We start from the raw sequence: 19,141 nt of genomic DNA, 5'->3' as shown, positions 1-19,141 counted from the left end.
CTCCCACGCGGCACTCAGTGTGACTTACGGCGCCTGGAGGAGTCATCTCAATCCCCCGCGCGGGTTGCGTCACGAATCAGCGACGAACTCGTCTCCCACCTGGAATCGGGCGAACTGAAGGGAGACCGGGTGGGTGTCGCACAAGCGGAACGCCTGCTGAAGTCGAGGTGGCGGACCGCCACCATGGCTGCCGGCTGGGCTTTCCCCGCAGACTGGCCGCTCGCCGAGGTCGACGAGGTGTGCGCGGCGATGCTGGACGACGCAGACCCCGGCGACGCGCTGGTCCGGCTGGGCCGCGCACGCGCCGAGGCCGGAGCGGGCCTGAGCGAGACGCTGATGGACCTCGCCGCGCTGCACGCCGTGCTGACCGACGTGTCGCACGCCGTGTCGCCGGACGTCGACGCGCTCCCTTCCCAGATGGTGCGCATGACGGCGCTGGGATGGGCGGACGTGGTGACGAAGCAGGCCGGCGACTGCGCGGCCGAGGATCCTCTGACCGGGTTGGCGACCGCCGCCTACCTGCGGACACGGCTGGGCGAGGTGTACCGGGAGACCCCGGTGGCGTCCCTCGACTACGCCCTCGTCCTGCTGCGGCTCGACGTGCACCGGGCCACGGGCTGGTCGCGGGTCGTCGCGATGACGCTCGCGAGCGACGCGTTGCGGACCGTTTTCGACGGCGGCGAGACGTTGGCGTCCCTGGGTCCGTGCGTGGCCGCGGTGCTGGTTCGAAGAGACGAACTCCTTGCACGAAGAGTCTCGAACCTGAGAGTCCTGGCGGCCGACCGGCTCGCCGTCGACCCGAACGTCCGGCCGGTCGGACCCGCGAAGGTCTGGGTCGAGCAGCTTCCGGACACGCACGCCGAGGCGCGTGCACTCCTCACCTCGCTCGGGCGCTGACCCCCCTGTCCCGCGCCCGGCGGCTCCCCCGTGTCCCCACCGGGGTCGCTTCCCAACACGCTCAGAAGTGTTCTATTGTGCTAGTCAACTAGAACAATCTGGGGAGCGTGCGTGGTCGAGTTCCACGTTGACCGCGGCAGCGGTTTTCCCGCGTACCTGCAGCTGGGTCAGCAGGTCAGGGAGGCCATGAGGCTCGGCTGGTTGCAGCCGGGCGATCGGCTGCCGACGGTCCGCGAAGTCGTCGCGACGAGCGGCGTGAACGCGAACACCGTGCTCAAGGCCTACCGCGAGCTCGAACTCGCAGGCCTCGTCGAGGCCCGCGTGGGCTCCGGCACCTTCGTCAAGGCCTCCTTGGGGTCCGCCGCCCCCGAGGACCTGGACCCGTTGCGCGGGAAGCTCGCCGCATGGGTCGCGGAGGCACGCTCCGCCGGGTTGGAGGACGAGGACATCTACGCGCTGCTGCGCGAGGTGCTGAGTGGGGGAGCGCAATGAGCGTGGTTGCGGCCGACGTGTCGAAGTGGGCGTTGCGGAACGTCTCGTTCGAGCTGCCGCGGGGCAGCGTCACGGCCATCGTGGGGTCCAACGGCTCCGGCAAGACGACGCTGCTCAACGTGCTGGCCGGGCACCTGGAACCGGAGTCGGGGCACACCTCGATCGCGGGCCGGGTGGCGTACGTGGCCCAGCACAAGCCGATGTACAAGTCGTTCAAGGTCGCGAACGTGCTGGAGTTCGGCCGCCGCATGAACGAGGTCTGGGACGGTGAGCGCGCCTCCCAGTGGCTCGACCGGTACCGGGTCCCGCGCAAGCTCCAGGTCGAGGACCTCTCCGGCGGCCAGCGCACGCACGTGGTGCTCGCGCTGGCGCTGGGCTCGCGCCCGGACGTCCTGATCCTGGACGAGCCTCTGGCCGAACTGGACCCTCTCGCGCGCCGCAGGGTCATGCGGGAGCTGCTGACCGAGGTCAACGACAACGGCACGACGCTGATCTTCTCCACGCACGTAGTGGCGGAGATCGGCGGTGTGGCCGACCGGTTGCTGCTGATGTCGAACGGCCGGTTGCTCGTGGACGGCGACACGGACGAACTGCTCGAGGAGCACGTCCTCTACACCGGCCCGCGCGCGTCGGAATCACCCGTGGAAGGGCACGTGGTGATGGCGAGGCACGGCCAGTCGCAGTCGTCGTACCTGGTGCGTTCGGGTGGCACGCCGATCGACGAACCGTGGACCGCCCGCTACGTGACGCTGGAAGAGCTCGTCGTGGCGCACCTGGAGCGTGGGCAGTGAAACTGGACTCACTCGTCTGGCTGACCTGGCGCCAGCACCGCTGGTCCATCGCCGGTGTCGTCGGCGTCGCGATGCTCGCCGTGTACGGCCTGGTCACCACCGAGGCCGGCGACCGCGCGCTGAACGACTCGATGCCGATCGCGGGCTTCTACGCGCTGATGGTGCAGCTCGCGTTCGGCGCTGTGATCGGCATGTTCTGGGGCGCTCCGCTGATCGCCCGCGAACTGGAGGAACGCACCTACTTCGTGGCCTGGGGCCAGGACGTCACCCCCGTGGCGTGGTTGCGCGGCAAGCTGATCGTGATCGGCGCCCTGACGGTGCTGCTGAGCGCGCTGATCGGCAACGGCGACGGTTTCATCGGCGCGCGGAGGTCGTGGGGCGGCTTCGAGGCCAACTCGATCGTCCAGGTCGGGTACGGCGTCCTCGGTCTGGCGATCGGCGTGCTCCTCGGTCTGGTGAGCAGGCACGTCGTGACGGCGATGGCGTCCACTCTCGTGATCTTCATCGTCGTGCGCTTCTTCCTGGCCGTGATGGTGCGCGATCACTACCTGCCGTCGGAGCGTGTGATCGCCCGCTGGGAGGACACCGCCCAGCTGCCGGACCGCGCGCTCGAGGTCGGCAGGGGCTTCGCCGGAACCGACTTCGAGCCGGCGGAAGTGCCGCTGAAGTGCGCGCAGGCGATCAACACGAACACCTGCATGCGCAACACGAAGGCCGCCATCGGCACGTACATCGACTACCAGCCGATCGAGCGGCTCCTGGTCTTCCAGGTCATCGAGTTCGTGCTGTGCGTGCTGGTCGCGGCGGCGTTGTTCGCGGTGATCTTCCGGCTGCTGCGCAACGGCGGCGGGTGGAAGCCGTCCCGCTCGCACCGCCGGCTCGGTCCTCCGCTGCCCGAGGGCTCGGAGCCCACGTCGGATGCCGCGCCTGAGCGGGAGGCCGAGCCCGAGGTCGCGCCCGAGATCGAGTTCGACGTCGCACCCGACCCCGCACCCGACCCTGAAGCCGACCCCGCACCCGAGCCCGAGGCCGAGCCGAAGCCCGACCCCGCACCCGAGCCCGAGCCCGAGCCGAAGCCCGAGCCCGAGCCGAAGCCCGAGCCCGAGCCGAAGCCCGAGCCCGAGGCCGAGCCCGAGCCGAAGGCCGACCCTGAGCCCGACCCCGAGCCCGAGCCGAAGGCCGAGTCCGACGGCGAGAGCGAGTCCGGCTCCGGCGACCAGGTGCCGTCGAAGACCGCCGCCCGCACCGAGGGCTAGCCCGGCGCAGGCCGAGGTCCGGCCGGACGGCCTCCCTGGGGGTGAGGCCGTTCGGCCGGTGCACTTCGAGCACGGGTGAAGCCGCAGGTAGAATGCCTGAACCGTGGACTCTCGTACCCGTCTCCCCGTCGTCGGAATGATCGGCGGCGGGCAGCTCGCCCGCATGACGCACCAGGCCGCGATCCCCCTCGGGCAGTCGCTGCGCGTGCTCGCAGTCTCCGAGAACGACCCGGCCGCGCTCGTCGCGCGCGACGTGGTGCTCGGCACGCACACCGACGTGGACGCGTTGCGCGCGTTCGCGAAGGGCTGCGAGGTGGTCACGTTCGACCACGAGCAGGTGCCCCAGGACCACCTCCGCGCGCTGGTCGCCGAGGGCGTGAAGGTGCATCCCGGCCCGGACGCGCTGCAGTACGCGCAGGACAAGCTGAAGATGCGCGTGCGGCTGGCCGAGCTGGGCCTGCCGGTGCCGCCGTTCGCCGAGGTGCACGAGGTGCGCGACGTCCTCCGCTTCGGCGCGGAGAACGGCTGGCCGTGCGTGCTGAAGGCGATCCGCGGCGGGTACGACGGGCGCGGCGTGTGGATGCTGAACACCCCGCAGAGCGCCGAGAGGGTAGTTCCCGAGCTGCTGGAGTCCGGGACGCCGTTGATGGTCGAGCAGTGCGTGCCGATGCGCCGCGAGCTGGCGGCCGTCGTGGCGCGCTCGCCGTTCGGGCAGGGTGCGGCGTGGCCGGTCGTCGAGACCGTGCAGTCCGACGGCATCTGCGTCGAGGTGCTCGCTCCCGCCCCGTCCCTGGACGGTGCCGAGGCCCAGGAGCTGGCGCTGAAGGTCGCCGACGCGCTGGGTGTCGTGGGCGTGCTGGCCGTCGAGCTGTTCGAGACCGCGGACGGCGTGGTCGTGAACGAGCTCGCGATGCGCCCCCACAACTCGGGCCACTGGTCGATCGAGGGCGCGCGCACGTCGCAGTTCGAACAGCACCTGCGCGCCGTCCTCGACTACCCGCTGGGCCGCACCGACCTGATGGCGCCGGCCGTCGTGATGGCGAACGTCCTCGGCGCTTCCGAGACGCCCGCGATGGGCCCCGACGAGCGCGTGCACCACCTGTTCGCCCGGTTCCCGGACGCGCACGTGCACCTCTACGGCAAGGAGGAACGGCCGGGCCGCAAGGTCGGGCACGTGACGTTCCTCGGCAACGACATGACCGAGGTCCGCCAGCGCGCGCGGCTCGCCGCGGACTGGCTGTCCACGGGCGTTTGGTCAGACGGATTCGACATTCACGGGAGTGCAGAGTGACGCAGGTTGGCGTGATCATGGGCAGCGACTCGGACTGGCCGGTGATGAAGGCCGCGGCCGACGCCCTCGCCGAGTTCGACGTGGCGTACGAGGTCAGCGTCGTCTCCGCCCACCGTACCCCCAAGCGCATGCTCGACTACGCCGAGTCCGCCGCCTCGCGCGGCCTGCGCGTGATCATCGCGGGTGCCGGAGGCGCGGCCCACCTGCCCGGCATGGTCGCCTCCGCCACCGTGCTGCCGGTGATCGGCGTCCCCGTGCCGCTGAAGTACCTCGACGGCATGGACTCGCTGCTCTCGATCGTGCAGATGCCCGCGGGCGTCCCGGTCGCGACGGTCTCGGTCGGCGGCGCGCGCAACGCGGGCCTGCTGGCCGTCCGGATGCTCGCGTCGGGCGATCCGGCCCTGCAGGAGCGCATGGCCCGCTTCCAGGCAGAACTCGAGCAGCTCGTACTAGACAAGGACGCGGCCCTGCAGAAGTCCCTCTGAGTGCTCAACAGCACAGCGGCGCCCGACGTGAACGGGCGCTAACATCGTGCCGAGTACTCGCTACTGGGAGGTAACAAGGTGAACCCGAGCTTCGGCACCTATCAGCTCGCCGAGGAGCACGAGGCGCTGCGAGAGGCCGTCCGCTCGCTCGCCGAGAAGGAGATCAAGCCGTACGCGGCCGAGGTCGACGAGAACGAGCGCTTCCCGGTAGAGGCACACAACGCGCTGGTCAAGGCGGGCTTCGCGGCCGTCCACGTCCCGGACGAGTACGACGGCCAGGGCGCCGACTCCGTCGCCACGTGCATCGTCATCGAGGAGGTGGCCCGCGTCTGCGCGTCGTCCTCCCTGATCCCCGCGGTGAACAAGCTCGGCACGATGCCGATCCTGCTCTCGGCCTCCGACGAGCTGAAGCAGCTGGTCATGCCGTCCATCGCCTCGGGCGAGGCCATGGCGTCCTACGCCCTGTCGGAGCGCGAGGCGGGCTCCGACACGGCGTCGATGCGCACCCGCGCCGTGCGCGACGGCTCGGACTGGGTGCTCAACGGCACCAAGTGCTGGATCACCAACGCCGGCGAGTCCACCTGGTACACCGTCATGGCCGTGACGGACCCGCAGGCGCCCAAGAAGTCGCAGGGCATCTCGGCGTTCGTCGTGCACAAGGACGACCCGGGCTTCTCGGTGGGCCCGAAGGAGCGCAAGCTCGGCATCAAGGGCTCGCCGACCCGCGAGATCTACTTCGAGAACTGCACGATCCCGGAGTCCCGCATCATCGGCGAGCCGGGCACCGGTCTGAAGACCGCACTGCGGACCCTGGACCACACCCGCCCGACGATCGGGGCCCAGGCCGTCGGCATCGCGCAGGGTGCCCTCGAAGCAGCGGTCGAGTACGTCAAGGACCGCAAGCAGTTCGGAAAGTCCATTTCGGACTTCCAGGGCGTCCAGTTCATGCTGGCCGACATGGCGATGAAGATCGAGGCGGCCCGCCACATGGTCTACGTCGCCGCCGCCAAGGCGGAACGGGGCGAGCCGAACATCGGCTTCATCACCGCCGCGGCCAAGTGCTTCGCCTCCGACGTGGCCATGGAGGTCACCACCGACGCGGTGCAGTTGTTCGGCGGCGCCGGCTACACCCGTGACTTCCCGGTCGAGCGGATGATGCGCGACGCGAAGATCACGCAGATCTACGAGGGCACGAACCAGGTGCAGCGCGTCGTGATGTCGCGCGCCGTTCTCAACGGCTGAGCCAGGTTTTGCCGATGGGCCCGGAGGCACTCGTCCTCCGGGCCCATCAGCGTTCGTCGAGCGATCCGGCCGGCATCGCTCTCAGTCGAGACCAGGCGCGCGGTGGCCGGGCTTCGGCACGGTCGCCCGGCTAAGCCGCCACGCACGTGCCGATCGCCTCGCCCACCGCCCCCTTCGCCCCGAGCACGCAGGGCGAGGACGCGGTGAGCGACTTGTCGGCGAGCTGCTGCGCGTAAGCGATGGCCACGTTCATCATCCGGCTGGGGCTACCGCTGTCCACGGCCGCTTTCACCGCCGCGGAACGGGCGTCCTCGGTCGTGCAGGAGATGTCGGTGCCGAACCCGGTCACCCGAGGTAGCCAGAGCGCCTTCGTCCCGGACGCGCACGGCGCGACCTCCCACCGGGTGGCAGACGCCTGAGCGGCGGGAGCGGACAGCACGGCGAAGCCGAGCACGAGGGCCAGAGCCACGAGGAAACGTCCCATGCGCTCGAACGTAACCTCACAGCCTGGCCTCGACCGGGGGAACCGTTGCCGCGAAAGGTGATTACGCAGCGAGACAGACCACAAAGGACTAGAGCGAGGCGAGGACCTCGCCCAGCCGCTCGTACGAACGCCCGGCCCCGTCCGACATGCCGGTGGCGAGCACCGCGTCACGTGCCTCCTGCGACACCAGCGTCATCGTCGAGGTCATGACCGTCTGCCCGCCCTCCTCGACGAACGTCACGGTGGTCACGGCCGGCGGGTTGTCCTCGAAGATCTCCGTGTTCACCAGCCGCGAGTGGGGCGTGACCTCGGTGTACTCGCCGTGCATCTCGAACCCCTGAGAGCCGTCCGGCAAAGCCCAGCCGTAGCGCCACTTGCCGCCCACGCGCAGGTCGATCTCGCAGATCGGCATCTCCCAGCCGTCGGGGCCGAGCAGCCAGCGGCGCAGCAGCTCAGGGGTCGTGAAAGCCTTCCACACCAACGAAGCGGGCGCGTCGAACGTGCGCGACATCGCGATCTCGTTGTCGGACGGCAGGGTGACGGTCGTGCCGAACTTGACGGTGGTCATTCCTCGTTCTCCTTCATCTCGGTCAAGAGCGCGTCCAGGCGCGTGTAGCTCGCATCCCAGAAGCGGCGGTAGTTCTCCGCCCACACGGTGACCTCCCGAAGAGGTGTCGCATCGAGCTGGCAGGGGCGCCACTGGGCCTCCCTGCCGCGGGTGATCAGGCCTGCCTTCTCCAGCACTCGCAGGTGTTTGGAGATCGCCGGGCCGCTGATGTCGAACGGCTCGGAGAGCTCCTTCACCGTTGCCGGGCCCTCGGTGAGCCGCGCCAGGATCGCCCGGCGGGTCGGGTCCGCCAGCGCGGCGAAGGTGGCGCTCAGCTGGTCCATCTCGTACCTAACCACTTGGTTATCTAACCTCTGGGTTAAGTACAGCGATCCGGACCTCGTCTGTCAACCCTCAAGTCGAAGAGCGGGGCCTGGCCTTCGGGCAACCACAACGCCACGACGTTCCGTCCTACGCACATGAGCCTTCGAATCGCCGTCGCAGTCCTGCTCCTGGCCGCCACCGCGGCCTGCGGCAACCCGTCCGCGGGCCAGGGCGCCGACCTGCGCGGCAAGGTGTACGTCTCGTCGTCCGTCACCGACCAGGGCAAGCCGCGCACCATGGTCGAGGGCACGAGGGTGGAGCTCAGATTCACCGACGACGACAGGCTCATCGCCAACGCCGGCTGCAACCAGATGCAGGGCCCGGTGGAGCTCGACGGCGGCAAGGTCGCCGTCACCGAGCTCGGCATGACCGCGATGGGCTGCCCGAAACCCGAGCTGCACCAACAGGACGAGTGGCTCTCGAAGCTGCTCGGCGCCACCCCGTCCTGGAGGCTCGACGGCACGAACCTCGTCGTCACCGGTTCGAACGCGGAGATCGTGCTCGCGCCGGAACAGCCCGCCACTCTGGAGGGCACCTGGAACGTCGACGGCATCGTCACCAACGACGCTGTCTCGTCCGTGCCGGCGGGCGTGAAGGCCACGATCTCCTTCCAGGGCGGCAACATCCTCATCAACACCGGCTGCAACATGAACGGCGCCGAGCAGCCCTTCCAGCTCGACGGCCAGAAGATCAAGCACAAGCTGGGTCCGTCCACGCTGAAGTCGTGCGGTCCGATCGACGAGGTGGAGAACGCGGTCCGCGCGACGTTCGAGAACAGCGAGGCGATCTACGAGATCGACCGCTCCACGCTGAGTCTCACCAACGCGTCGGGTGCGGGCCTGAAGCTCACGAAGTAGGGACGAGGCGACCGGGCGGGAATCCCCGGCCCGGTCCGCGGACGGATCAGCTGCCGTCGCGCTCGCGGATCTCCGCGACCCGGCGGGCCTGGGTCTGCTCGAAGCGCTTGCCTTCCTCGGCGCTGATCGGCACGAGGTCGTAGTACTCGCGCCCGGAGTCGATGCGGTACGGCAGATCCGTCCACTCCCACCGCAACCTCGCCGTGAAGACCTCGTCGTGTTCCCCGCCCCTGCGCACGACGACGTGCGGGTGCTCCACCGTGTCCGAGCGGCCCACGATCGCGTAGTACGCACGGTTCTTCCAGTTGCGCGCCTCGTCCTCGACCCGCTTCGCCTGCAAGGCCTCGAAGCGCTCGGCCTCCTTCGCGGTGATCGGCACGGCTTCGAAGTACCCATGCCCGGAGTCGGTGCGGTTCAGCAGATCGGTCTTCTCCCACCGCAACCTCGTCGTGAAGGCCTCGTCGTGCTCGCCGCCCGTGCGCACTACGAGGTGCGGGTCGTCCACCGTGTCCCGGTAGCCCACAAGTGCGAAGTGAGCGTGCTGTCGTCTCCTGAAAACCCCCATGCCGCATCTTCCCTGATTCGGGACGCGCGCCGACCTGCGAACCTGTGGACTCGCTGTTGGCTTCCTGTCGAAATCGTGAGGTCGTTCAAACCTGTACTAGTTTTGGTTCGAGGTTGAACGACCTACAGCTGAACGACAGGATCGGGGAGCAAGCATCATGGTCAAGGACGTCGCCGCACTCATCGGGCGCATCGCCGTCGGCATCGTGTTCGTCGCGCACGGCTGGCAGAAGTTCACCGAGTACGGCATGGCCGGCACCGCGGGATCGTTCGAGAAGATGGGCGTGCCGCTGCCGACGGTGTCCGCGTGGTTCGCCGCGTCCGTCGAGCTCGCCGGTGGCCTCGCGCTGATCGCCGGGGTGGCGCTGCCCGTCGTCGGCATCCTGCTCGCGGTCGACATGCTCGGCGCGTGGCTGCTCGTCCACCTGCCGAACGGCCTGCTCGGCGAGGGCGGTGCCGAACTGGTGATCGTGCTCGGTGCCGCCGCCCTCGCGCTCGGCTTCAACGGTGGCGCCTACGCGCTGGACCGCGTGCTGTTCAAGAACAACAAGGTGCTCAACCCAGCTGCTGCGTGACCTTCTCGCTGTCCCGGCGCGCGGCCAGTCGGCCCGCGTCGGGACTGCTCACCTGCACGAGTGAACCGCCGGCCGCGAGCACCGCCAGGAAGCCTTCCAGCACAGCGGAATCCGAGTCCCACTCCAGAGTGGACAGAACGCGCGGTTCGGAACCGAGGCCGGCACCCAGTTCACGCGCCCGGGCAACCACTTCATCCACAGTGGACGAACCCAGTGCGAGCGTCGAGCCCGCGACCGGTTCCCACGGCATGAAGTCGTCGCCGTGCACACGCACGTCGTCGGCGTAGTCGACCGGCGCGCCCGAGCCCAGCCCCATGGGGTGCAACGAGGCCACGGCCACGACGTCCGCGTCCGCCGTGCCGCCGGGCGGCACCACGGCCACCTTCGCGCCGGAGAAGTCCGCGCCGACCACGCGGGCACCGCACCACCAGGCGCCGAGCAGCAGGCCGACGGTCTGCCAGTGCGCGGGCAGCAGCACGGCCACGGCGTCACCCGGCTCGACGTCGTGCTCGTCGCGCAGCCAGTTCGCCGTCTTCGCGGCCCAGTTCTTCACGGTCGCGCGCGAGAGCTCGATCCGCGTGCCCGCCGCGTCGTCGTAGTGCGTGATCAGCGGACGACCCGGATCGGCCTTCAGCAACGGCGTGAAGAGGATCTCGGTCACGCTCACGCGGTACTCCTAGTCGACGCAGGGCACATCTTGCTGCGCTGCGACGGCGTGCGCGCCGTCCAGCGAGAGCAGCTTTTCAGGACCGAACCGCGACGGCACGGCCGGGGTACTGGTCGACGGGGCGGTCGACGACGGCGTGGGCTTCGGGGTCTCGCCGATCAGCTGCGCCACCCAGGCCTTCACCGCCTCGCGGTCCACCGTCACGATGCTCTGCCCTCGGTCGTTGCGCCCGTCGATGCTCGTCACCGGGATCGTGGCGAACTCCACGTTGCCCGACGCGAGGCCCTGGGCCTGCGTCGCCAGCGTCGCGAGGTCGAGGTTCTGGTCCACGACAACGGACTTCGACACCGCGTCGAGCAGGCCGCTCATCTTGCCCGGGTCGGTGAACGTGCCCGCGGACAGCAGCTGCTTCATCGCCTGCGACATGAACACCTGCTGCCGCGTGATGCGACCCAGGTCACCGCCGGGCATGTTCCGCTGCCGCACGAACGACAGCGCGTCACCGCCCGAGATCGTCTGCGGGCCCGCGCGGAAGTTCGCGCCGGAGTTCGGGTCCGACGTGCCCGCCTTGAGGCACACCTGCACGCCGCCGATCACCTCGGTCAGCAGGTAGAAGCCGTAGAGGTTGATCTCCGCGTAGTGGTCGACGCGCATGCCCGTCAGGTCCTGCACGGCCTGCACCAGCGCCTTGCGTCCTGCCTCGTCCGACTTGCGCTCGCGTTCGGCCTGGTCGCTCACGCCCTCGGCCTGCAGCCGTTCGGCCGTGAGGTACTTCACGGCGCCGTACGCGGAGTTGATCTTGTCCTCGCGGAAGCCGGCGATCGGGAGGTACGTGTCGCGCGGGATCGAGATGGCACTGGCCTTGCCGCCGTTGCGGGGCACGCGCATCACGATGATCGTGTCCGTGTTCACGGTGTCCGTGCCCTCGGTGCGCAGTTTGCGCAGCACGTCCGCGGGAAGTGGCCTGCCCTGCGCGTCCGTCCGGCTGTCGCTGCCCACGAGCAGGATGTCGATCGCGCCGTCCTCGACCGGTGGCGAGTTCGGGATGTCCTCCAGCACCTGGAGGATCTGCGTCGTGTTGGTGTTCTGCTTCACCAGCCGCAGCGCGGTCCAGAAGTAGCCGGAGAACACCAGCGTCGTCACGGCCACCAGCGCGACCACCACACGGCCCATGACCCGTGCGGTCTTCTTCGCGCGTGCGGCGGTGCTCAACGGTCGACTCCTCCGTGTGACTGAAATTGCGTGCTCAGCGTAACTATCGCAAGCGCGTTACGCCGGGGGTTTCAGTTCACGCAGACCAGTCCGCCCGCCGTGATCGGCGGGGTGCTGCTCGAGGTCGCGGCGCTCGACGTGCCGGGAGCGCCCTGGGGGTCGACGTCCTCCGAGTCGTCCTGTGCCTGGTAGTCGCTACCGACGAAGACCTGGACCTGTCCCTTTCGGACGGACGGGTCCTCCTCGACGGGAACGTTCGCGCCGAGCTCCGCGGCGACCTTGCGCGCCGAGCCCTCCTCGCCGGTGGCGTAACGCACAGTCGTGGTGTCGCTGTTCTGCGCCGCGGACGAGACCCCGCCGCGCTGGAAACCCTTGGCGGTCAACGTGTTCATGACCTGTCCCGCGAGACCCTGCACGCCGGCCGCGTTGAAGACCTGGACGGTGATCGCGGAGTTCGGCGGCGCCGGGAGCGTGGCGGTGGTCGTCGGGGGAGCGCTCGACGTGCTCTTGTCCGACGCGAGGCTCGTGAGGAACTTGCGGACCTCGGCGGGGTTCACCGGCAGCACGTTGCCGTCGCTGTAGGTGTCCGTCGGGTCGCCCACCGGGATCGTCTTGAACTCGAAGTTGCCGCCGACGAGGCCCTGCATCTGCTCGGCGAACGTCGTGACGTCCCAGCCTGAGCTCAGGATCACCGACTTCTGCACGGCCTCGACGAGCCCGTTGAGCTTGGTGGTGTCGGTCAGCGTGCCGGTCGACAGGACCTTCTTCGCGAGCGCGCCGATGAACACCTGCTGGCGCACGATCCGGTCGAGGTCTCCGCCGGGCAGGTTCTGGCGCTGCCGCACGAACGACAACGCCGACGCGCCCTCGATCGTCTGCTGGCCTGCCTGGAAGTTCGCGCCCGAGTCGCGGTCCTGCGTCGGCTCCTTCAGGCACACCTCGACGCCACCGATGGCCTTCGTGACCTCGTAGAAGCTGGCGAGGTTGACCTCGGCGTACCGGTCGATGCGCACCGCGTTGCCCGACATGCCCTCGATCGTCTTGATCAACGTCTTGCGGCCGGCCGCCATCGACTCGGTGCGGATGCGTGCCTCGTCCGTCACGCCCTGTGCGCGCAGCTCCTGGTCGACGGTGTTGCGCTGGCGGGCGAACGCCGAGTTGAGCTTGTGCTTGCCGAACCCGTCGGCCATCTCGACGTAGGAGTCGCGGGGGAACGAGATCGCGACCGCGCGCGTGCCGTCGACCGGGATGTGCACGAGGATCATCGTGTCGGTGTTCTGCTCGCCGTCGGGGATGCCGCCGTTGAGCATGGCCAGCACCTCGTCCGACAGCGGGTTGCCCTGCGCGTCGGTGCGGCTGTCGATGCCGACCAGCAGGATGTCGACCGCGCCGTCGAGCGGCTTCGGGCCCTGCTTGGCGAGCTCCTCGGAGATGACCTCGGTCTTGACGATCCCGTCGTTCGCCGTGCGCAGCCTGTTCCAGCCGTACGACGTGACGAGGAGCACAGCGGTCGAGACGAGGGCCACGAAGATCTTCCCCGTCACCAGGAAAGCGCGGAATGCCGCGGACGGCCGGGCGCCCGCCACCCTGACCGGCAGAGTCCTGCCTTCCACAGCCGTTTCCTCCCCCACCACACTGAGTTTAGTCGTTTATAAGTCACACGACGTGACGTTGCTGTGGGTTGCAGCGATTACGTGGGTGACAGACTGCTGTCGGGGTACACCACGGGAGGAAATGGCATGCGCGTACTGGTGACAGGTGGGGCCGGTTTCATCGGCTCGCACTACGTGCGGGAGTTGGTGAGCGGGTCCTACCCGGCGTTCGCCGGTGCCGAAGTGGTGGTGCTCGACAAGCTCACCTACGCGGGGAGCGAGACCAACCTCGCGCCGGTCGCGGGCAAGTTCGAGTTCGTCCAGGGCGACATCTGCGACGCTGCCGTGGTCGCCGAGCAGATGCGCGGCATCGACGTGGTCGTGCACTTCGCGGCCGAGTCGCACGTGGACCGGTCCATCACCGGGTCCGCGGACTTCGTGCTCACGAACGTCCTGGGCACGCAGACGCTGCTCCAGGGCGCCCTGAACGCGGGCGTGGGCAAGTTCGTCCACGTCTCGACGGACGAGGTCTACGGCTCGATCGAGGACGGCTCCTGGACCGAGACGCACATCCTCGAACCGAACTCGCCGTACTCGGCCTCCAAGGCCTCCTCGGATCTGCTCGCGCGCGCGTTCCACCGCACTCACGGTCTGCCCGTGAGCATCACTCGGTGTTCGAACAACTACGGGCCGTATCAGTTCCCCGAAAAGGTGATTCCGCTCTTCGTCACCAATTTGATCGACGGCAAGAAGGTGCCTCTCTACGGCGACGGCCTGAACGTGCGCGACTGGCTGCACGTGGCCGACCACTGCCGCGGCATCCAGCTCGTCGCCGAGGGCGGCCGGCCGGGTGAGATCTACAACATCGGCGGCGGCACCGAGCTCACCAACCGCGAGCTGACCGAGAAGCTGCTGGAGGCGACGGGCCGCGACTGGTCCGCCGTCGAGCCGGTCCAGGACCGCCTGGGTCACGACCGCCGCTACTCCGTCGACATCTCCAAGATCGCCTCCGAGCTGGGCTACGCGCCGCAGGTCGACTTCACCGTCGGCCTCGCCGACACCGTCGAGTGGTACCGGGAGAACCGCGCCTGGTGGGAACCGCTCAAGGAGCGCGCTGCGCTGGCGAAGGGCTGAGGGAGTTGATCCTCGTTCCCGGTGGTCGTGGCCAGCTCGGCCACGACCTCGCCGCCCTGTCCACCGACGTCCGCGCGGCGTCCTCCTCCGAGCTCGACGTGACGAAGGTGACGGCCGCTGACCTGGCCGGTGCCACCGCGGTGGTCAACTGCGCCGCGTACACGGCCGTCGACGCGGCCGAGACCGACGAGGAACGCGCGTTCGCGGTCAACGCCGTCGGTCCCGGCCGGCTCGCCGAGGCCTGCGCGTCCGCCGGCATCCCGATGATCCAGGTCTCCACGGACTACGTGTTCTCCGGCGAGGCGGACCGGCCGTACGAGACGACGGACCCGGTCGGTCCGAAGTCCGCCTACGGCCGCACGAAGCTCGAAGGCGAACGTCGCGTGCTGGAGGCGGGCGGGTACGTCGTGCGCACCTCGTGGGTGTACGGCGTGAACGGCTCGAACTTCGTGAAGACCATTGCGGCACTGGAATCCTCGCGGCCGACTCTGTCCGTTGTGGACGATCAGGCCGGTGCGCCGACGTGGTCGCACGACCTCGCGGCGGGGCTGCTGGAACTGGTCTCGGTGCTGCCGGAGACGCGGTTGCTGCACGCGACCGGCGGCGGTGAGACCACCTGGTTCCGCTTCGCCCAGGCCATCTTCGAGGAGCTCGGCGCGGACCCGTCGCGCGTGCGACCGTGCACGACGGCGGACTTCCCGCGTCCGGCTCCGCGACCTGCCTACTCGGTGCTGTCGGGGGCCTCGTGGGCCGCCGCGGGACTACGCCCTTTGCCGCAGTGGCGCAGCGCCCTTTCGGCGGCGTTCGCGGCAGGGGTGGTAGCTCCCCGTGCCGGTGCTGCGCCATTGGAGTGACCGGTCTGGCACGGTAGTTCCCGGTGCGGCACCCTTTTCGGCATGTTCGATTCCGGGCGCACACCTCAGCGTCCCGCGACAGAGGATTCCGATCGGCAGCGCTTCCTGAAGTGTGTTGCCGTTGTCACGGGTTCGCGTCAGGTGTCGATGAGCCAGCTCGACAAGCGTTCGCCGAGGCCGCACTCTCGGTGAGGTCGTTGGGGCGTCAGGCTTTCCTGACGCCCTGCGACGAACTTCCTCAGGCCCTGCTGAGCCGGTAGGCCTCGACCGTCTTCTCCGCGCACCGCCGCCAGGTGAACCCGGACGCGTACGCCCGCCGCTCGCTCTGGGCCTCGGGGGTGGTCGGAGCGGCCACGGCCCGGGCCAGCCCGTCCGCCAGCGCCTCGACGTCACCGACCGGCACGTGCAATGCGTGCCCGCCGGCGACCTCGCGCAACGCGGGCACGTCCGAGCACACCACCGGCACGTTGCAGGCCAGCGCCTCCAGCACCGGCAGCCCGAAGCCCTCGTCCCGCGACGGCAGCACCAGCGCCGTCGCGCCCGCCACCACGGACCGCAGGTGCACGTCCGGCAGGTACCCGGTCCGCAGCACCCGACCGTCCACACCGGACCGGCCGGGCCCGACGATCACCAGCGGCGGCAGCGACGGGTCCGACGCGTGCGCCTTGATCAGGTACTCCAGGCCCTTGCGCGGCCCGTCCGCGCCCACGAACAGCAGGTACTCCGAGCCCAGCCCCAGCCTGCCGCGCAACGTCGTCGACGGCGGCCGGGAGGCGAACCACGCCGGGTCGACACCGAGCGGCGTCACCACGATCTTGTCCAGCGGCACGGAGAACCGGTCCGCGACGACGGAGGCCACGGCCGCGGTCGGCGTGCAGATCACGTCGGCGCGGTTGGCCGACAGCTGGACGAGCTCCGGCAGGCGGCGGTCCGACGGCGGCAGGTCGCCCGGTGCGTCCAGGAACGCCAGGTCGTGGATCGTGACGACCTTCCCGGCCCGCACCGTCGGTGGCAGCACGAAGTTCGTGGCGTGCATGACGTCGGTGAACCCGGCCAGCATCTCCACCGGAGGGAACGGGGCGCGCAGCCACATCTGGCGCAGCGCCCGTGCCGCGACGGGCAGGCCGCGCGCCGTCACGTCGTGCGGCAGCACCGTCCGCAACGCGCGCCAGCCGCGCAACGTGAACGCCACCGCCCGCACGTCGACGTCGTCCGCCATCGACGCCAGCTCTTCGGCCAGAGCCGCTGTGTAGCGGCCGATGCCGGTGCGATGTCCGAGCAGAGGGGTGCCGTCGAGCAGCACCTTGAGAGGTTTCGGGGATCTCGCCATTTACCTGCCACCACGCGCGATCTTGCGCAGACGCCCCGACGCCCGCTTGGCCAACTCGGTCGGGCCGCCCGCGTCCAGGTACTCGCGCACCAGGAGCAGGTCCCGCTTCACCTTGTCCGCCGTGCTCAGCTCCGGTGTGCGCACCAGGGGAGCCGAGCCGGGCAGACGGTCCGCGGCGGGCCTGGGGTTCCGGCAGAACTCGGCCAGCGGCGCGAGTGCCGTCTCCCAGGTGAACCGTTCGCGTACGACGGCGATGCGCTCACGGCACGCGGCCGCGAACTCCTCGTCGTAGAGCACCTTCTCCAGCGCGTCGGCCAGTGCCTCCGGGTCCTCCGGTGGCACGACGACGCCCAAACCCTCCCGCAGCACCAGGTCCGCGAACGAGTCGCCGGACGTGGTGACGATCGGCAGACCCGCCCACAGGTAGTCGAGCACCCGCGTGCGGAACGCGAACGTGGTCTCCACGTGCTCGTAGTGCGTGGTGACACCGCAGTTCGCGTCGAGCAGCCAGTTCTGCCGCTCGGTGTAGGGCACCCACCCGTCGTTGAAGAACACGGTCTCGCCGGTCAGCCCCAACTGTGCGGACAGCGCCCGCGTCTGGCCGGCGATGTCCATGTCCGGGACCTCGGGGTTCGGGTGCTTCATGCCGAGGAAGTACAGCTTCGCGGACGGCTGGCGCTTGCGCAGGTGGCTCATCGCCTCGATCAGCGACAGCGGGTCGAACCAGCTGTAGACGCCACCGGCCCAGATCACGACCTTGTCCGCGTCCGTCACGCCCGGCACGACACCCTTGATCGCCGGGCCGGTGCGCTGCGGCGGCTTGCCCGACAGTCCGAAGGGGACGATCCCGAGCAGCGACGCCGTCGTCGGGTCGTTGTCGTACAACGTCGGCGTGAGCCTGCCCAGCGCGGCCAGGTGGCCGAGCCAGAAGTGCCGCTGCCGTTCGGAGGCGCACAGGAAGAAGTCGCCGCGTTCGAGCTGCGTGTTCAGCACCTTGGTGACGGCGGCGAGGTCGAGGGCGCGCTTGTCGTCCGCCTTGTCCTTGCCCTGTTCGAGCAGCTCCAGATGCATCGGGTCGTACATGTCGCAGACCACGATCTTGGTCGACGACCGCTTCTTCACGTCGCCCGCCATCTCCAGCGCGTGGCCCTGCAGCACGACCACGTCCGCCCAGTCGACGTGCGGCGGCAGTTCCTTGGGGCGGGCGCGTTCGACGGCGAACGGGGCTTCGGGCGGCGCGCACATCGGGTTCGTCGTGACCAGCCGGACCTGGTGCTCGCCGGACAGCACGTCCGCCATGTGCCAGGCGCGGATCGCGGGACCGGCCATCCGCTCGGAGATCGCGTCGCCGGTGATCACCAGGATCTTGCGCGGCTTGCCGAACACCTCGTCGATGCCCAGCACGTCCACGAGGATGTCGTGTGCGGCGAGGTAGCGCGGCAGGGGATACGCGGGCTCCAAGGCCTTGCGCATCAACGGAACCAGGTCGACGTCCGACATCCGGCGCGCGGCCTGCTCCTTCTTGCGCGACTCGGCCAGTGACGGCATCGCCTCGACGAACTGGTCGATCGCGAGGAACCCGGCGAGCGCCTGGCGGGACATCCCGACGGGCTCGCGGTCCTGGGCGGGGTCGGCCGGGCGGCGGGTGATCTCCAGCTGCGTGGGGTCGATCTCACCGCGTGCCGTGGCCCTCCGGACGCACAGCGCGAGCGCGGCCGGCAGCACCTTCGCCAGCGTCTCGTCGGAGAAGTTCTTGTACAGCGACATGAGCGCGTTGCGCTCCAGCAGGTACAGCTCGCGGCTGTGGTCGATCGAGCTCATCGACGCGTGGTGGCGGTGGAACGTGAGCGACGCCGGTTCGTAGCGGACCCGCCAGCCGCGCAGGTTGAGCCGCCAGCCCAGGTCGACGTCCTCGTAGAACATGAAGAACCGCTCGTCGAACCCGCCGAGCTGCTTGTAGACCTCGGTCCGCACGAACATCGCGCTGCCGGTGCCGAACAGCACGTCCTTCGGGCCGTCGTGGCTGCCGTCGTCGTCCTGACCGGCGTGCCGCTTGTAGCCCATGCCGAACCAGGTCAGCCCGCCGTCGACGAAGTCGATCTTCTCGCCGTCCCAGTCGAGGACCTTGCTCGCGACCGACGCGACCGCCGGTTCGGTGTGGAAGACCCTGATTGCGGCCTTGATCCAGTTCCGGTCCGCGCGCGCGTCGTTGTTGAGGAACGCGAGCACCCCGCCCGTGGCGTGCTCGACGCCGAGGTTGCAGCCGCCCGCGAAGCCCAGGTTCCGCTCGGAGGTGATGATCTGGGCGTCCGGCAGCTCCGCCTTGAGCCGTGCGGTGTCGTGCGCCTCGTTGTCGACGACGATCACCTGGAGCAGCTCCACCGGGTAGTCGACCTCGGCCAGTCCGCGCACGCAGGTGACGGTGTCCTCCGCGCCGCGGTAGTTGACGACGACGACGGACACGACGGGCAGCGAGGCTCGATCCAC

The 19,141-nt window shown here is 69.5% G+C and carries 20 protein-coding genes; 11 read left to right on the top strand and 9 right to left on the bottom strand.

Annotated elements, in window-relative coordinates:
- Nucleotides 1–129 precede the first annotated feature (129 nt).
- The 7 genes from ACWF7A_RS28875 to ACWF7A_RS28845 all read left to right on the top strand — a co-directional run bounded on the left by ACWF7A_RS28875 (nucleotide 130) and on the right by ACWF7A_RS28845 (nucleotide 6,454).
- On the top strand, nucleotides 130–897 hold the full coding sequence (locus tag ACWF7A_RS28875; RefSeq protein ID WP_452253622.1) for a GGDEF domain-containing protein: 768 nt from the start codon (nucleotides 130–132) through the stop codon (nucleotides 895–897).
- A gap of 111 nt (nucleotides 898–1,008) precedes the next feature.
- Nucleotides 1,009–1,389, top strand: coding sequence for a GntR family transcriptional regulator (locus tag ACWF7A_RS28870; RefSeq protein ID WP_452253621.1), 381 nt, complete (start codon nucleotides 1,009–1,011; stop codon nucleotides 1,387–1,389).
- The gene (locus tag ACWF7A_RS28865; RefSeq protein ID WP_452253620.1) at nucleotides 1,386–2,180 is read left to right on the top strand and encodes an ABC transporter ATP-binding protein; all 795 of its coding nucleotides are present in this window, start codon (nucleotides 1,386–1,388) and stop codon (nucleotides 2,178–2,180) included. Before ACWF7A_RS28870 ends, ACWF7A_RS28865 begins: the two co-directional genes overlap by 4 nt.
- Entirely contained in the window at nucleotides 2,177–3,436 is a 1,260-nt protein-coding gene (locus ACWF7A_RS28860) for a hypothetical protein (RefSeq protein ID WP_452253619.1), read from the top strand. The genes ACWF7A_RS28865 and ACWF7A_RS28860 overlap by 4 nt, the downstream gene beginning before the upstream one ends.
- A 103-nt stretch (nucleotides 3,437–3,539) precedes the next feature.
- A complete protein-coding gene (locus ACWF7A_RS28855; protein WP_452253618.1) occupies nucleotides 3,540–4,727 on the top strand; it encodes a 5-(carboxyamino)imidazole ribonucleotide synthase in 1,188 nt (395 codons plus the stop codon).
- The gene (purE, locus tag ACWF7A_RS28850) at nucleotides 4,724–5,212 is read left to right on the top strand and encodes a 5-(carboxyamino)imidazole ribonucleotide mutase (protein WP_452253617.1); all 489 of its coding nucleotides are present in this window, start codon (nucleotides 4,724–4,726) and stop codon (nucleotides 5,210–5,212) included. The genes ACWF7A_RS28855 and purE overlap by 4 nt, the downstream gene beginning before the upstream one ends.
- 78 nt (nucleotides 5,213–5,290) lie before the next feature.
- Nucleotides 5,291–6,454: an acyl-CoA dehydrogenase gene (locus ACWF7A_RS28845; RefSeq protein WP_452253616.1), complete on the top strand. Its 1,164-nt coding sequence runs from the start codon at nucleotides 5,291–5,293 to the stop codon at nucleotides 6,452–6,454.
- Nucleotides 6,455–6,584: 130 nt separating this feature from the next.
- Here the strand turns inward: ACWF7A_RS28845 and ACWF7A_RS28840 are convergent, their stop codons facing one another.
- The 3 genes from ACWF7A_RS28840 to ACWF7A_RS28830 all read right to left on the bottom strand — a co-directional run bounded on the left by ACWF7A_RS28840 (nucleotide 6,585) and on the right by ACWF7A_RS28830 (nucleotide 7,829).
- Nucleotides 6,585–6,938 (bottom strand): hypothetical protein, encoded by a 354-nt coding sequence (locus ACWF7A_RS28840; protein ID WP_452253615.1) that lies wholly within the window; start codon nucleotides 6,936–6,938, stop codon nucleotides 6,585–6,587.
- 88 nt (nucleotides 6,939–7,026) lie between these two features.
- Nucleotides 7,027–7,506, bottom strand: a complete 480-nt coding sequence (locus ACWF7A_RS28835) for an SRPBCC family protein (protein WP_452253614.1) — start codon at nucleotides 7,504–7,506, stop codon at nucleotides 7,027–7,029.
- Nucleotides 7,503–7,829: an ArsR/SmtB family transcription factor gene (locus ACWF7A_RS28830; protein ID WP_452253725.1), complete on the bottom strand. Its 327-nt coding sequence runs from the start codon at nucleotides 7,827–7,829 to the stop codon at nucleotides 7,503–7,505. Before ACWF7A_RS28830 ends, ACWF7A_RS28835 begins: the two co-directional genes overlap by 4 nt.
- 135 nt (nucleotides 7,830–7,964) lie before the next feature.
- Between ACWF7A_RS28830 and ACWF7A_RS28825 the strand changes: the two genes are divergently transcribed.
- Nucleotides 7,965–8,726 (top strand): META domain-containing protein, encoded by a 762-nt coding sequence (locus tag ACWF7A_RS28825; protein ID WP_452253613.1) that lies wholly within the window; start codon nucleotides 7,965–7,967, stop codon nucleotides 8,724–8,726.
- A 46-nt stretch (nucleotides 8,727–8,772) separates the two neighbouring features.
- Here the strand turns inward: ACWF7A_RS28825 and ACWF7A_RS28820 are convergent, their stop codons facing one another.
- Complete coding sequence (locus ACWF7A_RS28820; RefSeq protein ID WP_452253612.1) at nucleotides 8,773–9,249, bottom strand: hypothetical protein; 477 nt, start codon at nucleotides 9,247–9,249, stop codon at nucleotides 8,773–8,775.
- A gap of 199 nt (nucleotides 9,250–9,448) precedes the next feature.
- Between ACWF7A_RS28820 and ACWF7A_RS28815 the strand changes: the two genes are divergently transcribed.
- The gene (locus ACWF7A_RS28815) at nucleotides 9,449–9,865 is read left to right on the top strand and encodes a DoxX family protein (RefSeq protein ID WP_452253611.1); all 417 of its coding nucleotides are present in this window, start codon (nucleotides 9,449–9,451) and stop codon (nucleotides 9,863–9,865) included.
- On the opposite strand, the gene ACWF7A_RS28810 is transcribed toward ACWF7A_RS28815, so the two are convergent.
- The 3 genes from ACWF7A_RS28810 to ACWF7A_RS28800 form a co-directional block, all read right to left on the bottom strand.
- A complete protein-coding gene (locus ACWF7A_RS28810) occupies nucleotides 9,846–10,532 on the bottom strand; it encodes a TIGR03089 family protein (protein ID WP_452253610.1) in 687 nt (228 codons plus the stop codon). The genes ACWF7A_RS28815 and ACWF7A_RS28810 overlap by 20 nt on opposite strands.
- A gap of 9 nt (nucleotides 10,533–10,541) precedes the next feature.
- On the bottom strand, nucleotides 10,542–11,744 hold the full coding sequence (locus tag ACWF7A_RS28805; RefSeq protein WP_452253609.1) for an LCP family protein: 1,203 nt from the start codon (nucleotides 11,742–11,744) through the stop codon (nucleotides 10,542–10,544).
- Between the two features lie 71 nt (nucleotides 11,745–11,815).
- Nucleotides 11,816–13,375, bottom strand: coding sequence for an LCP family protein (locus ACWF7A_RS28800; protein ID WP_452253608.1), 1,560 nt, complete (start codon nucleotides 13,373–13,375; stop codon nucleotides 11,816–11,818).
- A 108-nt stretch (nucleotides 13,376–13,483) separates the two neighbouring features.
- Here ACWF7A_RS28800 and rfbB point away from each other — a divergent pair, with 108 nt between their 5' ends.
- Both rfbB and rfbD read left to right on the top strand, forming a co-directional pair.
- Complete coding sequence (gene rfbB, locus ACWF7A_RS28795; protein WP_452253607.1) at nucleotides 13,484–14,470, top strand: dTDP-glucose 4,6-dehydratase; 987 nt, start codon at nucleotides 13,484–13,486, stop codon at nucleotides 14,468–14,470.
- Between the two features lie 5 nt (nucleotides 14,471–14,475).
- On the top strand, nucleotides 14,476–15,324 hold the full coding sequence (rfbD, locus tag ACWF7A_RS28790; RefSeq protein WP_452253606.1) for a dTDP-4-dehydrorhamnose reductase: 849 nt from the start codon (nucleotides 14,476–14,478) through the stop codon (nucleotides 15,322–15,324).
- A 238-nt stretch (nucleotides 15,325–15,562) separates the two neighbouring features.
- On the opposite strand, the gene ACWF7A_RS28785 is transcribed toward rfbD, so the two are convergent.
- Together ACWF7A_RS28785 and ACWF7A_RS28780 are read right to left on the bottom strand one after the other, a co-directional pair.
- Nucleotides 15,563–16,654 (bottom strand): glycosyltransferase family 4 protein, encoded by a 1,092-nt coding sequence (locus ACWF7A_RS28785; protein WP_452253605.1) that lies wholly within the window; start codon nucleotides 16,652–16,654, stop codon nucleotides 15,563–15,565.
- Nucleotides 16,655–19,141, bottom strand: coding sequence for a glycosyltransferase (locus ACWF7A_RS28780; protein WP_452253604.1), 2,487 nt, complete (start codon nucleotides 19,139–19,141; stop codon nucleotides 16,655–16,657).

It is taken from the genome of Lentzea sp. NPDC055074 (assembly GCF_053608005.1).
This window is presented reverse-complemented; position numbering and strand designations above follow the sequence as displayed.